12 protein-coding genes are annotated in these 14,186 nt (G+C 74.0%); 8 read left to right on the plus strand and 4 right to left on the minus strand.

Annotated elements, in window-relative coordinates; translation table 11 throughout:
- Positions 1–10: 10 nt before the first annotated feature.
- The gene (locus ACQ614_RS06355) at positions 11–286 is read right to left on the minus strand and encodes a hypothetical protein (RefSeq protein ID WP_363491911.1); all 276 of its coding nucleotides are present in this window, start codon (positions 284–286) and stop codon (positions 11–13) included.
- 160 nt (positions 287–446) lie between these two features.
- On the opposite strand from ACQ614_RS06355, the gene asnB reads away from it, so the two are divergent.
- The 7 genes from asnB (at position 447) to ACQ614_RS06390 (ending at position 9,809) form a co-directional block, all read left to right on the plus strand.
- Positions 447–2,297 (plus strand): asparagine synthase (glutamine-hydrolyzing), encoded by a 1,851-nt coding sequence (asnB, locus tag ACQ614_RS06360; RefSeq protein WP_431677303.1) that lies wholly within the window; start codon positions 447–449, stop codon positions 2,295–2,297.
- 173 nt (positions 2,298–2,470) lie between these two features.
- Positions 2,471–3,577, plus strand: coding sequence for a hypothetical protein (locus ACQ614_RS06365; protein ID WP_431677305.1), 1,107 nt, complete (start codon positions 2,471–2,473; stop codon positions 3,575–3,577).
- Positions 3,578–3,714: 137 nt separating this feature from the next.
- On the plus strand, positions 3,715–5,163 hold the full coding sequence (locus ACQ614_RS06370) for a pyridoxal phosphate-dependent decarboxylase family protein (RefSeq protein WP_431677307.1): 1,449 nt from the start codon (positions 3,715–3,717) through the stop codon (positions 5,161–5,163).
- Positions 5,164–5,261: 98 nt separating this feature from the next.
- Complete coding sequence (locus ACQ614_RS06375) at positions 5,262–6,644, plus strand: GNAT family N-acetyltransferase (protein ID WP_431677308.1); 1,383 nt, start codon at positions 5,262–5,264, stop codon at positions 6,642–6,644.
- Between the two features lie 265 nt (positions 6,645–6,909).
- The gene (locus tag ACQ614_RS06380; RefSeq protein WP_431677309.1) at positions 6,910–7,905 is read left to right on the plus strand and encodes an NAD-dependent epimerase/dehydratase family protein; all 996 of its coding nucleotides are present in this window, start codon (positions 6,910–6,912) and stop codon (positions 7,903–7,905) included.
- On the plus strand, positions 7,905–8,669 hold the full coding sequence (locus ACQ614_RS06385) for a WecB/TagA/CpsF family glycosyltransferase (protein WP_431677310.1): 765 nt from the start codon (positions 7,905–7,907) through the stop codon (positions 8,667–8,669). Before ACQ614_RS06380 ends, ACQ614_RS06385 begins: the two co-directional genes overlap by 1 nt.
- Positions 8,670–8,672: 3 nt before the next feature.
- Positions 8,673–9,809 (plus strand): glycosyltransferase, encoded by a 1,137-nt coding sequence (locus ACQ614_RS06390; protein WP_431677311.1) that lies wholly within the window; start codon positions 8,673–8,675, stop codon positions 9,807–9,809.
- Between the two features lie 161 nt (positions 9,810–9,970).
- Here the strand turns inward: ACQ614_RS06390 and ACQ614_RS06395 are convergent, their stop codons facing one another.
- Positions 9,971–10,612 (minus strand): sugar transferase, encoded by a 642-nt coding sequence (locus ACQ614_RS06395; protein WP_431677312.1) that lies wholly within the window; start codon positions 10,610–10,612, stop codon positions 9,971–9,973.
- Between the two features lie 295 nt (positions 10,613–10,907).
- On the opposite strand from ACQ614_RS06395, the gene ACQ614_RS06400 reads away from it, so the two are divergent.
- Positions 10,908–11,873, plus strand: a complete 966-nt coding sequence (locus tag ACQ614_RS06400; RefSeq protein ID WP_431677313.1) for an LCP family protein — start codon at positions 10,908–10,910, stop codon at positions 11,871–11,873.
- 7 nt (positions 11,874–11,880) lie between these two features.
- Here ACQ614_RS06400 and ACQ614_RS06405 read toward each other — a convergent pair whose 3' ends face one another.
- Both ACQ614_RS06405 and ACQ614_RS06410 read right to left on the minus strand, forming a co-directional pair.
- On the minus strand, positions 11,881–12,978 hold the full coding sequence (locus ACQ614_RS06405) for a GNAT family N-acetyltransferase (RefSeq protein WP_431677315.1): 1,098 nt from the start codon (positions 12,976–12,978) through the stop codon (positions 11,881–11,883).
- Positions 12,975–14,093, minus strand: a complete 1,119-nt coding sequence (locus ACQ614_RS06410) for a glycosyltransferase family 4 protein (protein ID WP_431677317.1) — start codon at positions 14,091–14,093, stop codon at positions 12,975–12,977. Before ACQ614_RS06410 ends, ACQ614_RS06405 begins: the two co-directional genes overlap by 4 nt.
- Positions 14,094–14,186: the final 93 nt, after the last annotated feature.

The following is a 14,186-nucleotide window of genomic DNA, read 5'->3' on the forward strand; positions in this document are numbered from 1 at the left end:
GGTCGGCGGCTCATCCGTACACCATGCGGCGCAGCTGCCGGGTGGACAGCTCGGGCGCCGCAACACGCCGGGACGCCAGTTCGGCGCCGAGGCGGGCGAAGATCCGCTCGTTGGTCAGGCCACGTGCCTGCAGCTCACCGTGGCGGCGGCGGACGTACTCCTCGGTGGTCTCGGAGAAGTACGCCAGCACTTCCGCCACGACTCGCGCGGCCTCTCCCGGCCCCAGCGGGCTGGTGCGGGTGAGGTGGGCGAGGAGGTCTTCGTGAGGGTGCGGTGAGGCGGGCACGGACCAGGAGCCTATGCACCCGATCGCCGAATACCCAAGAATCCTGCCCGAAATCGGGCAGGCATTCCGACGTTCGGCCCTGTCGAACACCCTTGCGGGCGCCGAGCGCGACATCGTAGCGTAGTGGTCCGTACACGCAACGGCATCGGCGGAGGCAGAGATGTGCGGGATCGCGGGGTGGGTGGCGTTCGACCGGGACCTCACCGGGGAGCGGCCGGTGCTGGAGGCGATGACGGCCACCATGGCCTGCCGGGGCCCGGACGGCGCCGGGCTGTACCTCGCCCGGCACGCCGCGCTGGGCCACCGCAGACTCGCCGTGATCGACCCGCCGGGCGGCGCCCAGCCGATGGCCGCCGAGGAGGACGGGCACACCCCGGCCGTCCTCACCTACGGCGGCGAGGTCTACAACCACCGCGAGCTCCGCGCCGAGCTGGAGCTGGCCGGCCACCGCTTCCGCACCCGCAGCGACACCGAGGTGGTGCTCCGCGCCTACCTGCAGTGGGGCCCGGCCTTCACCGACCGGCTGAACGGCATGTACGCCTTCGCCCTGTGGGACGCCCGCAGCGAGGAGCTGCTGCTGGTGCGCGACCGGATGGGCGTCAAGCCGCTGTACTACCACCGCACCGCCGACGGCGTGGTCTTCGGCTCCGAACCCAAGGCGCTCTTCGCCCACCCCGCGATCCGCCCGCAGACCGACCTGGCCGGGCTGCGCGAGCTGCTGGGCGCCACCCGCACCCCGGGGCACACCGTCTACCGGGGGATCGCCGAGGTCGAGCCGGGCCAGCTGGTGACCGTCCGCCGGGCCGGCATGGCCGCCCGCCGCTACTGGACGCTGGAGGCCCGCGAGCACACCGACGACCTGCCGGCCACCGTGGCGACCGTCCGCGGCCTGCTGGAGGACACCGTCCGCCGCCAGCTGATCTCCGACGTGCCGCTGTGCGCGCTGCTCTCCGGCGGCCTCGACTCCAGCGCCGTCACCGCGCTCGCCGCCCGGTCGCTGGACGCCGACGGCCGCGGCCCGATCCGCACCTTCGACGTCGACTTCACCGGGCAGAGCGAGGAATTCCGGCCCGACACCATGCGCGGCACCCCCGACGGCCCGTACGCACGGCTGCTCGCCGCCCACGTCGGCGCCGAGCACCGCACCGTCGAGCTGGACAGCGCCGCACTCAGCGACCCGGCGCACCGGGCCGCCGCGCTGCGCGCCCGTGACCTGCCCTTCGACTTCGGGGACATGGACACCTCGCTGCTGCTGCTCTTCCGCGAGGTGCGGCGGGAGTCGACGGTCGCCCTGTCCGGCGAGTCGGCGGACGAGCTGTTCGGCGGCTACCCGTGGTTCCACGACCCGGCGCTGATCGCCTCCGGGACCTTCCCCTGGGCCGCCCTGCTGGCCCGCACGGCCGGCCTCGGCGCCGGCCCCCGGGAGGGCCTGCTCGGCCCCGACCTGCTCGGCAAGCTCGACCTGGAGGCCTACCGGGCCGACCGGTACCGGGAGGCGATCGCCGCCGTCCCCCAGCTGCCCGGCACCGACCCGGTCGAACGCCGGATGCGCGAACTCACCCACCTGAGCCTGACCCGGTTCGTCCGCATCCTGCTGGACCGCAAGGACCGCCTGTCGATGGCCTGCGGGCTCGAGGTGCGGGTGCCGTTCTGCGACCACCGCCTGGTGGAGTACGTCTTCAACGCGCCGTGGCGGACGAAGGTCTTCGACGGCCGGGAGAAGAGCCTGCTGCGGGCCGCCGTCCGCGACCTGCTGCCGGACGCGGTCGCCGACCGGCCCAAGAGCCCGTACCCGGCCATCCAGGACACCCGCTACCCGCGTGCCCTGCAGGCCGCGCTCGGCCGGCTCGCCGCCGACCCGGCCGCCCCCGCGGCCGCTCTGCTGGACCGCCGCGCCACCGCCGACGCGCTGGCGCCCGGCGCCGACCCGCAGTACGCCAGGGCCGCCACCGAGGTGGTGCTCGGCCTCGACGAGTGGCTGCGAACGTACGACCTGTCACTCGTGGTGTGAGACGGTGGGGATGATGTGTCGGCAGGGGGCCGTTCCGCCGTCCGGGGGAACTCCGTCGTCCGACGGTGCCGACACTTCACCGTTCGGCGGCAGCCGGTCCGTGCAATCGGCCCTGCCGCCGTCAGGATGGGTGTGCCGCCCGTCCGTCGTCGACCACCGGGGGAATCACCAGCATGCAGCCGCGGATCTTCGCGATCGTCACCGCCGTCCTGCTCGCCGTACTGGGGATCGGGGCGGTCACGGTCACCCGGTGGACGCCGGAGACCGCGCCCGCCGCGGCCGGCGCACCCGCCACCACCCAGGCCGCCCCCGGCGGCGGGGCCGCCCCCGCCGCCGCACCGACCGGCGACCCCGCGGTGTGGACCCGCAGCACCCTGCGCAACAAGCTGGTGGCGGAGATGGACGCCACCGACCCCGGCGTGGCGCTCGCCGACCTCGACAAGATCAGCAAGGAGAAGCCGTACACCGTGCGGTTCTGCCACCCGATCGCGCACGAGCTCGGCCACACGGCGGTGAAGCGGTACCACGAGGACTTCCAGAAGGTCATCTCCTTCCCGCACGAGACCTGCGCGGCCGGCTACCTGCACGGCGCGGTCGAGGAGATGCTCGCCGCCTCCAAGAACCCGCAGCAGGACATCCTCACGCTGTGCGCGCCCGCCAACACCGGGCCGTGCATCCACGGCGTCGGCCACGGGATCATGTTCGTCACCAAGCAGGACATCCCGTCCGCCCGCGACCTGTGCAACAAGTTCCCCACCACCAGCCGGCGGATCACCTGCTCCGAGGGCCTGTTCATGCAGCTCTTCGCCCCGGACGAGGAGGACGAGAAGGCCAAGGCGAACCTGCCCGCCGACAAGCTCGCCGCCGAACCGCTCTACCCCTGCCCCGAGCAGCCGGCCCTCTTCCAGTCCGCCTGCTTCTTCTACGCGCCGACCCTCTACCTCAGCTCGCACGACTACGCCAACCACCCCGAGGCCTTCGCCGGGGCCCTGAAGTGGTGCCTGAACGCACAGGCCGGCGGCGGCGCCAACGACTGCAGCCGCGGGGTCGGCTCGCGGACCATGAAGTACAACCTGGACCGCGCGGACTGGGCGGCCCAGCAGTGCGCCACCGCCGCCGACGCCTGGCAGCGCAAGGCCTGCGCCCAGGGCATGCTCAGCTACTGGACGGTCAACTACACCGAGTCCGGCGCCGCCGCCAAGCTGTGCTCGCAGATCACCGACAAGGAGATCGCCGGCTACTGCCGCTCCGCAGGCGGGCTCTCCAGCACCCTGGACTGAGTCGTACCCCTGGGGCGCGTGGGGGCACCTGAGTGGCTGCCTCACCTGTGCAGATGTAAGGAGCGTACGATCTCCATGCAGGTGCGCCGAGGACGCCGCGCCGCGGCTTCCCCACCCCACTGCTGGAGCGCACCGCCATGACGTCCGAGGAATTCCGCACCGCCGCCCGCGCCGCCGCCGACCTGGTCTCCGACTACCTGGAGGGCCTGCCCGGGCGGCCGGTCTGGCAGCCGATGGCCGACGCCGACCGCCGGGCCCTGCTCGACCTGCCGCTGCCCGACGCCGGCACCGACCTGGACGGGCTGCTCAAGACCATCGCCGAGCAGGTCATGCCCGCCCCCATGGGCAACGGCAACCCGCGGTTCTTCGGCTGGGTGAACTCCGCCCCGCAGCCCGCCGGCATCCTCGCCACCCTGGCCGCCTCCGCGATGAACCCCAGCTCGGCCGGCGGCGACCACGCCGACGTCCACCTGGAGCGGGCGGTGGTGCGCTGGATCGCCGAGCTCGTCGGCTTCCCGCACCCGGCCGGCGGCGGCCTGCTGACCTCCGGCACCTCGATGGCCACCATCGTCTGCCTCGCCGCCGCCCGGAACCGGGCCGCCCTGAAGGCCGGCGTGGACGTCCGCGAGGAGGGCATGGCGGCCCTGCCGCCGCTGGTCGGCTACGTCACCGGCGAGACCCACTCCTGTGTCCGCAAGGCCGCCGAGCTGCTCGGCCTGGGCAGCCGCCACCTGCGCACCGTCGGCACCGACGCGGACGGCCGGCTGGACACCGGCGCCCTGGAACGCGCGATCGCCGAGGACCGGGCGGCCGGCCGGCTGCCGTTCCTGGTCGTCGCCTCCGCGGGCACGGTCGGCACCGGCGCCGTCGACCCGTTCCACCCGATCGCCGACATCGCCGAGCGCGAGGGCCTGTGGCTGCACGTCGACGGCGCGTACGGCGCCTTCGGCGTGCTCGACCCGGCGATCGCCCACCGCTACGCCGGCATGGAGCGTGCGGACTCGCTCGCCCTGGACCCGCACAAGTGGCTCGGCGTGCCGGTGGACTGCGGCTGCGCACTCGTCCGCGACACCGACGGGCTGCGCGGCACCTTCAGCCTGGTCCCCTCCTACCTGCGCGACGAGGCGGCCGGCTCGCTCGGCTGGTTCTCCGAGTACGGCACCGAGCAGACCCGGCCGTTCCGCTCGCTGAAGGTCTGGGCGTCCATCGCCCACCGCGGACGCGACGGCGTGGCCGCGGACATCGCGCACACCACCGCCCTCGCCCGCCGGCTGGGCGAACTCGTCGAGGCCGAGCCGGAGCTCGAACTGCTCGCCCCGGTGGAGACCTCGATCGTCGCCTTCCGGCTGCGGCCCGCCGGGCTGGACGAGGAGGCCGTCGACCGGCTCAACCGCGAGCTGCCGGCCGCCGTCCAGCTGCGCGGCCGGGTGTTCGTGACCGGCGCGGTGCTGCGCGGCCGGGAGATGCTCCGCGCCTGCCTGCTCAACGCGACCACCACGGAGGCCGACATCCGGCTGCTCGTGGACGAAGTGCTGGCCGCGGGCGCGGAGCTGACGGGCCGTCCGGGCACCGACCGCACCTGCTGACGTGCCCCGATCATGCCACCGGGCACATCCCGGAGACATTTACCGTCAGGTCACGGGGGATTCGTGATCGTGAAACACCGGCGCGACACGATGGCTGCATGGACACTCGTGAACCCCTTGCGGCCACCGGCCCCTCGCGCGCCCAGCGGCGCGCCGCCCGTACCCACCGCTGGCGCAGAGAGACCGTCGAACTCGCGGCGGTCTTCCTCGCCGTCGCCACCGCCGACCTCGTCGCCAACGTCGTCGTGCACGGCCACGACGGCCCGGTGCTGCTCGTCGTGTCGGCCGTCGCCATGCTCGCCACGGCCGTGTTCCACGGCTGGTGGGCGCACCGGCGGCCGCACGGACCTCCGGCGCCCCACACCCATGCCCCGCCCGGGGAGGCCGCGGTGAGCGACCCCCTGGACGGCCTCGAGGCCACCGTGCTGTGGCGCATCCGGACGACCGTCGAGGACTCCCCCGGCAGCCTGGCCCGGGTGTGCACCGCGCTGGCCGTGCACCGGGTCAACATCATCTCGATGCAGTCCCACCCGCTGGCCGCCGGGACGGTCGACGAGTTCTTCGTCCGCGCCCCGGAGACCCTGGACCGCACCGAACTCGCCGCCGCCGTCGCCGCGGCCGGCGGCACCGACATCTGGACGGACCGCGCCGACGCGCACGACCTGGTGGACGCGCCCACCCACGTGCTGGCGCTCGCCACCCGCACCGCGCTGGACGCCGCCGAGCTGCCGGTCGCCCTGCGGCAGCTGTTCGGCCGCTGCACGATCCGGCAGTACCCCGACCGCGGACGGTCCACCCCGGCCGGCGTGGACGGGCACACCATGCGGCTGCCCGTCCCCGGCGGCGACCTCATCGAGCTGACCCGGCCGCACCTGCCGTTCACCCCGACCGAGTTCGCCCGCGGCCAGGCCCTCGTCGAACTGGACAGCCTGCTCGGCCCGCGGGTGCCCAAGGTCGAGGCCCGGCTCGCCCGGCCGGCCGGCGACCTGACCGTCCGCCGTGCCGAGCCCGGCGACAAGGACGCCGCACTGGCCATGCACGGGCGCTGCTCCTCCGACACCCTGCGCAAGCGCTACCACGGCCCGGTGAAGGACGCCGACCGCTACCTGGACCACCTGCTCGACCCGCGGCACGGGCAGACCCTCGCGGTGGAGGACTCCGACGGCGGGATCGTCGCCCTCGCCCACCTGATGTGGGACGACGACGGTGCCGAGGTCGCCCTGCTCGTCGAGGACACCTGGCAGCGGCAGGGCCTCGGCGTGGACCTGCTGCGCCGGATGTCGGCCCTCGCCCTGGAGGCCGGGGTGGCCACCGTGTACGCGGTCACCCAGTCCTCCAACACCGGGCTGATCTCCACCATGCGGAAGCTGGCGGCGCCGCTCGACTACCAGGTCGAGGACGGCACCCTGGTGATCACCGCCCACCTCGCGGAGGCGGCGGACAAGCTGCCGACCCCGTGGCCCACCCGCCCCGGCCGCTGAACCGGAGGCATCAGGAGCCGTCTTCAAAGGTGCTTGGGTGGTCACTTCAGGGGCGCGTGGGGGGAGGTTCCCCCCACGCGCCCCTCGTGGTGCACCCCCCAGCGCCCTGGGTGGTGCACCCGCAGCGCGCGGCCGGGGGTGCACGGTTGGGCCGAATGGATGGGCGCGAACGGGGGCCCGCCGGGAGCGGGGGCTGACGCCCCTTCAGCCCAGATATACCCCTTTCCAGGTAATTGTCTCATTTGCCGGGAAGGGAGATCGAACCGTGGCTGATGTCGATGCCGTGGTGACGGGCGCCGGAGGCTTCATCGGAGGGCACCTCACGGGTGCGCTGCTCGCCGAGGGCCTCACCGTGCGGGCCGTGGACCGCAAACCCCAGGAGGACTGGTACCAGGTCCACGCCGGGGCGCAGAACCTCGTCCGGGACCTCTCGCTCCGCGAATCCTGCGACGAGGCCATGGCCGGTGGTGCCGGCGAGGTCTACCACCTGGCGGCCGACATGGGCGGCATGGGCTTCATCGAGAGCAACAAGGCGGCCTGCATGCTGTCCGTGCTCTCCAGCACCCACATGCTGCTCGCCGCCCGCGATCACGGTGCGGGGCGGTACTTCTACTCCTCCTCCGCCTGCGTCTACGCCGCCGACAAGCAGACCGATGCGGACGTCCTCCCGCTGCGCGAGGAGGACGCCTACCCGGCGATGCCCGAGGACGGCTACGGCTGGGAGAAGCTCTTCTCCGAGCGGATGGCCCGGCACTTCCGGGAGGACTACGGCCTGACCACCCGCGCCGGCCGCTACCACAACGTCTACGGCCCGTACGGGACCTGGGACGGCGGGCGGGAGAAGGCCCCCGCCGCGGCCTGCCGCAAGGTCGCCACCGCCGTGCTCACCGGCACGGACCGGATCGAGATCTGGGGCGACGGCGAGCAGACCCGCAGCTTCACCTTCATCGACGACTGCGTGGCCGGCACCCTGCGGCTGGCCCGCAGCGCGAGCACCGAGCCGCTGAACATCGGCTCCGACCAGCTGGTGACGATCAACCAGCTGTACGCCCTGGTCGAGGAGGTCGCGGGCGTCCGGCTGAAGCACCGCCACATCCCCGGCCCGCTGGGCGTGCGCGGGCGCAACAGCGACAACACCCGGATCGCCAAGGAACTCGACTGGGCGCCGTCGATCCCACTGCTCGACGGCCTGGAGCAGACCTACCGCTGGGTCCACGACCAGGTGCGGGCCCGCCTCGACGGCCGCCCCTACCAGCGCTGATGGCGGCACTGCCGCGAGTGGACGTGCTGGGCGTCGGCATCAGCGCCGTGACGCCCGGCACCGCGGTCGAGGAGATCGGCCGCCGGGTGGAGACCGGGGAGCGCGGCTACGTCTGCGTCACCGGCGTGCACGGGGTGATGGAGTCGCAGCGCGACCCGGCGCTGCGGCGCATCCACAACGCCTCCGGGCTGACCGTGCCGGACGGCATGCCGATGGTGTGGGCCGGGCGCCGGGCCGGCGCCCCCGCGATGAGCCGGGTGCCGGGCCCCGCCCTGATGCTCGACGTCCTCGCCCGGGCCGCCGAACGGGGCTGGAGCTCGTACTTCTACGGCGCCGGGCCGGGCGTGCCGGAGCTGCTCGCCGAGCGGCTGTGCGCGCGCTTCCCCGGGCTGCGGGTGGCCGGCACGCACTCGCCGCCGTACCGGCCGCTCACCGCCGAGGAGGACGCCGAGATCGTCGGGCGGATCAACGACAGCGGTGCGGACCTGGTCTGGGTCGGCCTGTCGACGCCCAAGCAGGAGCGCTGGATGGCCGCGCACCGGCCGCTGCTGACGGCTCCCGTGCTGCTCGGCGTCGGGGCCGCCTTCGACCTCCACGCCGGACTGCAGCGCCCCGCCCCGGCGTGGATGCAGCAGCGCGGCCTGGAGTGGTCGTACCGTCTCGCCCGGGAGCCCCGCCGGCTGTGGCGGCGCTACCTGCGCAACAACCCCGAGTACCTGGCGCGGATCGCGCTTCGCCCGCCCCGGATGAGAGAGGCCGACTGACCGATGGGCCCGCTGCGGATCGCACTGGTGCACAGCTTCTACGCCTCCGCCCAGCCCAGCGGCGAGAACGAGGCCGTCCGGGACCAGGCGCGGGCGCTGCGGGCCGCGGGCCACGAGGTGACCGTGGTGGCCGCCCACACCGACGACCTGGCCCGCAGCAGGCTCTACCCGCTGCGGGCCGCCGCCACCGTCGCCACCGGGCGCGGTCGCTCCCCGGTCGCGGAGCTGCGGGCCTTCGGCCCGGACGTGGTGCACGTCCACAACCTGTTCCCGAACTTCGGCCGCGACTGGGTCCGGGACTGGCACGGCCCGCTGGTGGCCACCCTGCACAACTACCGTCCGCTGTGCGCCGGAGCCACCCTCTACCGGAACGGCTCCCCGTGCACCGCATGCCCGGACGGCGACCGCTTCGCCGGCGTCCGGCACGGCTGCTACCGCGAGTCGCGGCTCGCCACCGCCCCGCTCGCCTGGGCCAACCGCCGCGGTCCGGAGGGCGATCCGCTGCTGCACCGGGCCGACCGGCTGGTGCTGCTATCCGAGCTGAGCCTGCGCACCTACCGGCGGGCCGGGCTCGCGGCCGAACGCGCCGCACTGATCCCCAACTTCGTCGACGACCCGGCGCCCCCGCCGGTCGGCGGCACCGGGGAGCGGTGGCTCTTCGCGGGCCGGCTCACCGCCGAGAAGGGCGTCCTGGAACTGCTGGAGCGCTGGCCGGCCACCGAGCCGCTGGACGTCGTGGGCGAGGGCGAACTCCTCGACCGGGCGAAGGCGGCGGCCCCACGGTCGGTCCGCTTCCTCGGCCGGCTGGACCGCGCCGGGCTCCGCGGCCGGCTGCCCGGCTGGCGGGGGCTGGTCTTCCCCAGCCGCTGCCTGGAGGGCGCACCGCTGGTGCAGGTCGAGGCACTCGCCGCCGGACTCCCGGTGCTCGCCTTCGAGGGCTCGTCGGTCGCCGAGACCGTCAGGTCCCGCGGCACGGGCGCGGTGGTCTCCTGGGACGAGCCGCTCGGCCCCGTCCTCGCCTCCGCCGGCACCCGCTTCCCGGCCCTGCGGGCGCACTGCCGCCGGGTCTTCGAGGAGCACTTCACCGAGACCACCTGGCTGCGGAGCGTCGAGCACCTCTACCGCGAGGTCGCACCGTAGAGGTTGCACCGCGAGGTCGCACCGTAGAGGTTGCACCGCGAGGTCGCACCGTAGAGGTTGCACCGCGAGGTCGCACCGTAGAGGTTGCACCACGAGGGGCGCCGGGGGCGCGCTTCAGGCCAAAAGCCTGAGGAGCGCCCCCGGCGCCCCTCGTGGTGCCCTCAGTGCGCCCCGCGGCTGGTGATCACTGCGGGGATGGTTCGGAGCAGGATGCTGGCGTCGAGGCGGAGGGAGAGGTTCTCGACGTAGTGCAGGTCCAGTCGGAGCATCTCCTCCCACGGCAGGTTCGAGCGGCCCCGCACCTGCCACAGGCCGGTGAGGCCGGGCAGGACGAGCAGCCGGTCCCGGGCGCGCCCGGTGTAGTCGGAGTCCTCCAGCAGCAGCGGCCGCGGGCCGACGAGCGACATCTCCCCGCGGAGCACGTTGAGGAGCTGGGGCAGTTCGTCGAGCGAGAGCCTGCGCAGGTGGCGGCCGATCCGGGTGACCCGGGGATCGTCCCGCAGTTTGAACAGGTGGCCGTCGGAGTCGTTGCGCGCGGCCAGGGCGGCCCGTGCCGCGTGGGCGCCGAGGTGCATGGTGCGGAACTTCAGCATGCAGAAGGGCCTGCCGTGCAGGCCGGCGCGGACCTGGCGGAAGAGCACGGGGCCGGGGTAGGTGGCCTTGAGGAGCAGGAAGACGGCCGCTATGACCGGCAGGAACAGCAGGAGGAGCGACGTGGCGCCGACGATGTCGATCGCCCGCTTGGCGGGAGGCCTTCTGACCGATCGCCGTTCGGACGGCGGGCGCGGAACAGAGATCGCCACTTGACACCCCTTTAGGAGTAAAAGATGTCAGATAAACGTGAACAGGGACATTCCTGGCAATCACTCTCACACAGCAGGAAGAACCCTGCGGGTGCGGCACGCATCCTTTACTCCGGACGGAAGGCGGCGGTCCGATGGGCACGGCGGCGCGAACGGCAGGACACGGCGATTCGGGCACCGGACGGCCGGTCACCGAACGGGCCGACCAACGGTGACCGGCGCACCGGGGACTCCCCCGCCCGGTACACCGGAGGACGCGCCGGCCGACGCACCGTCACCGCACCGGCGCCGGAGGGTGCTGCGGCTGCTGGCCGTGGCGGTCGCCGCGGTCCTGGCCCTCACGATCGGCCTGGGCTGGTGGGCCTACGTCCGGCTGGACGGGAACCTCCGCACGGACACCGCGACAGAAAAGGCCCTCGCGGACCAGGCCGGCCTGCGGCCCAAGTCCTCCGGGAACGCCCAGAACATCCTGGTGATGGGCTCCGACTACCGTCCCGAGCTGGGCAGCGCGCGCTCCGACACCGTGCTGCTGGTGCACCTGGCCGGGGACGGGAAGCGCCTCCAGGTGGTCAGCGTGCCGCGGGACCTGATGGTGTCCATCCCGAGCTGCCCGCGGGCCGGCGGGGGCGCCAGCCGCGCCCAGTACGCGCAGTTCAACTGGGCCTTCGACCTCGGGGGCGCGGCCTGCACGATCCGCACCTTCGAGGACCTCACGGGCATCCGGGTCGACCACCACCTCGTCGTGGGCTTCGAGGGGTTCAGCCGGATCGTGGACGCGGTCGGCGGCGTCGAGGTGGACCTGCCCCGGGCGGAGCGGGACCCGAACGTGGGCCTCGACCTGTCCGCGGGGCCGCACCTGTTGCAGGGCACCGATGCGCTGGCCTACGTGAGGGCCCGCGAGTACGTCGGCGACGGCAGCGACACCAACCGGATGACCCGCCAGCAGGCCTTCCTCGGCCTGCTGGCGGCGAAGCTGCGCAGCAGCGGGACGCTGTTCAACCCCGCCCGCCTCTATCCGGTGCTGGACGCCGTCACGTCCTCCATCACCGCCGACTCGGAGCTGGACTCGCTCGGCAAGCTGTACGACCTGGTGACGCGGCTCCGCGCCGTCCCGGAGGGCCAGGTGGACTACCGGACCGTCCCCCGCAAGCCGTACACGGCGGACCCGGACCGGGACGTGCCGGACGAGCCCGCCGCCTCCGAGCTGTTCCGGTCCCTGCGCGAGGACCGCTCCCCGCCGCCCGACCCGGCGAAGGGCTGACGCGGACTCAGGGGCCGCCGTGCCGCCGCCGGGCGTGGCGCAGCACGGCGCCCGCCACCAGGGCCCCCGCACTGCGGGGCCGCAGCCACTGCTCGTCGAAGCGGTCCGCGGCACCGAACGAGTCGTACTTGTAGGACTCGTCCCCGCGGAGGAAGTCGAAGGTGCGTGCGCCCAGGGCGGTGGCCTCCGCGATCGTCCGGTCGAGGAGGACGGTGCCGAGGCTCAGCCGGGCGTAGGCCGGGTCCCAGCCGCCGTTGTAGTAGGCGAAGGTGTCCTGCCAGAGGAAGCCGTAGACGGCGCCGACCGGGGTGCCCTCACGTTCGGCGACCAGGGCGGCCGGTCCGTGGTCGGCGTCGGCGCGGGCCTGGAGGCGCAGGTGGAGCGGGCGGCGGTGCGGGCCCAGGGCGGTCACCGCCCCGCGGTGGTCCTGCCGGAGGCGGTGCAGGGCGAGCACCGCGTCGAGCAGTTCGGCGGTCATGTCCTGCGGCCCGACCCAGCGGAAGGCGATCCCGGCCTCGGCGAGCTGCCGCTCGCGGCGTCTCATGAGACGGCGGAAGCTTGCGGAGCCGACGGCGACCCCGGTGCCGATCTCCAGCCGGGGGCAGGTGGTCCGGGCGATGCGGCGGGAGCCGGCGGGCAGCAGGGCGGTGTCGCCCTCCGGGTCCATGGCGGGAAGCCAGAGGCTGCTGCCCCGGGTGCGTCGGCGCAGCCATGCCCGGACCTCCTCGCGCCGGTGCAGGGCGACGGGGAGGAGCCCGTGGTCCGCGCCGTCGGCGTCCGCCCCCAGCAGGGTCCAGAACCTCACCGGGAGAGGGATGCGCGGATGGAGCCTGCCCCTGGTGCGGGCGAGCGGCACCACCGCCTCGGGCCGCCCGTCCGGTCCGGTCCAGAGTGCGACCTCGGCCGCCGCGGCGGCGGCCGGGTCCATGGCCTCCCAGGTGCCGAGCACCCAGTCGGGCGTCGTGAAGTAGGAGGAGCCGGGAACGGCGGCGACGAGGTCCCGCCAGCCCTGCTCGTACGGTGCGAGCGCGGCCGGGGTCCGGTGGATCTCGAAGCCGTCGGCCCGTGCGGGCGCGCCGGGCTGCGCGGCGGTCCGCGGGCTCACCGGCGCGCGTCCCGGAGCAGGTCGACGAGCCCGTCGGCGAAGCGGCGGCTCATCTCCTCCACGGTGTAGCGCGCCGCGTCCTTGCGGCACTCCTGCCGCATGGCGCCGAGCTCCGCCGGGCTGCCGAGGAGGCCGGCCACGGCGTCCGCGTACTGCTGCACGTCGTCCGGTGCGACGAGGGCGTTGCGGCCGTGCTCCAGGTACTCGAACTCCGGGGCGTGCCAGGGCCACGGGGTGGTGACGACCGGGGTCTCCAGGACGAAGGAGTCCACGGCGCACAGGCCGACCAGCCCGGGCATGAGCAGGACGTCCGACACCGCCCCCAGCAGCGCCTTGCGGGTGCCGAACACCGGCCCCAGCGGCACCACGACCCGGCTGCGGGACGCGGCGGCCTCCACCAGGTCCTGCTGCTCACCGGCGCCTGCGACCAGCAGCCGGAAGCCGGGCAGCCGCTCGGCGACGGCCTCGGCCGCCGCGACGAGGAAGGGAATGCGCTTGCTGGAGCTCAGCGCGCCGACGAACAGCCCGGTGCGGCCCGCGGTGAGGCCGTGCTCGGCGCGCAGGGCGGCCAGCTGTTCCTCCGTCACCCTGCGGTAGGCCTCGCCCAGCGCCGTGGTGTCGACGGCGTTCTGCACCACCGTCACCCGCTGCCGGGGGAAGCCGTGCTCGGTCACCGCGCGCGAGCCGCCGTCGGTGTAGGAGAAGAACCAGCGGGCGCGTCGAGTGAGGGCGAACTTGAGCGACTGCTCCAGCCGCGACTGCGGGGCGGTGTAGGTCCGGCCGTGGTCCCACATCGCGACGGCCGGACCGCGGCCGGCGAGCTGCCGCAGCAGCATCGGGTACAGCTCCAGGTTGCGCAGGGACTGGTCCACCACCAGGACGTCCGAGGTGCGGGCCAGGGAGCCGAGCCGTTTGTGGACCAGCGGGCGGCCCGCGACCCACAGGCTGGACTGCCGCAGCCGCACCGCGCCGTCCATGTCGATCACGTCCCGGCGGGCGCGCTGGTCCCGGCTGTAGGGCTCGCCGTACGCGACGACGAGGGCGATCCCGCGGGCGTCGAGGTCCTCCTCGAGCCGTCGGTAGAAGGAGCGCCGGAACTCGGAGAGGAAGGGCACGACCAGGGCCACCTGTGGGCGCCCGGCCGGGTGGCGTGTCGCCGGAAACTTTCTTTCCATAATGGATAAATTGCCACAAACCGGCCGTGACGG

The sequence above is a fragment of the Kitasatospora dryopteridis genome (assembly GCF_050749075.1).
Classification (GTDB): domain Bacteria; phylum Actinomycetota; class Actinomycetes; order Streptomycetales; family Streptomycetaceae; genus Kitasatospora.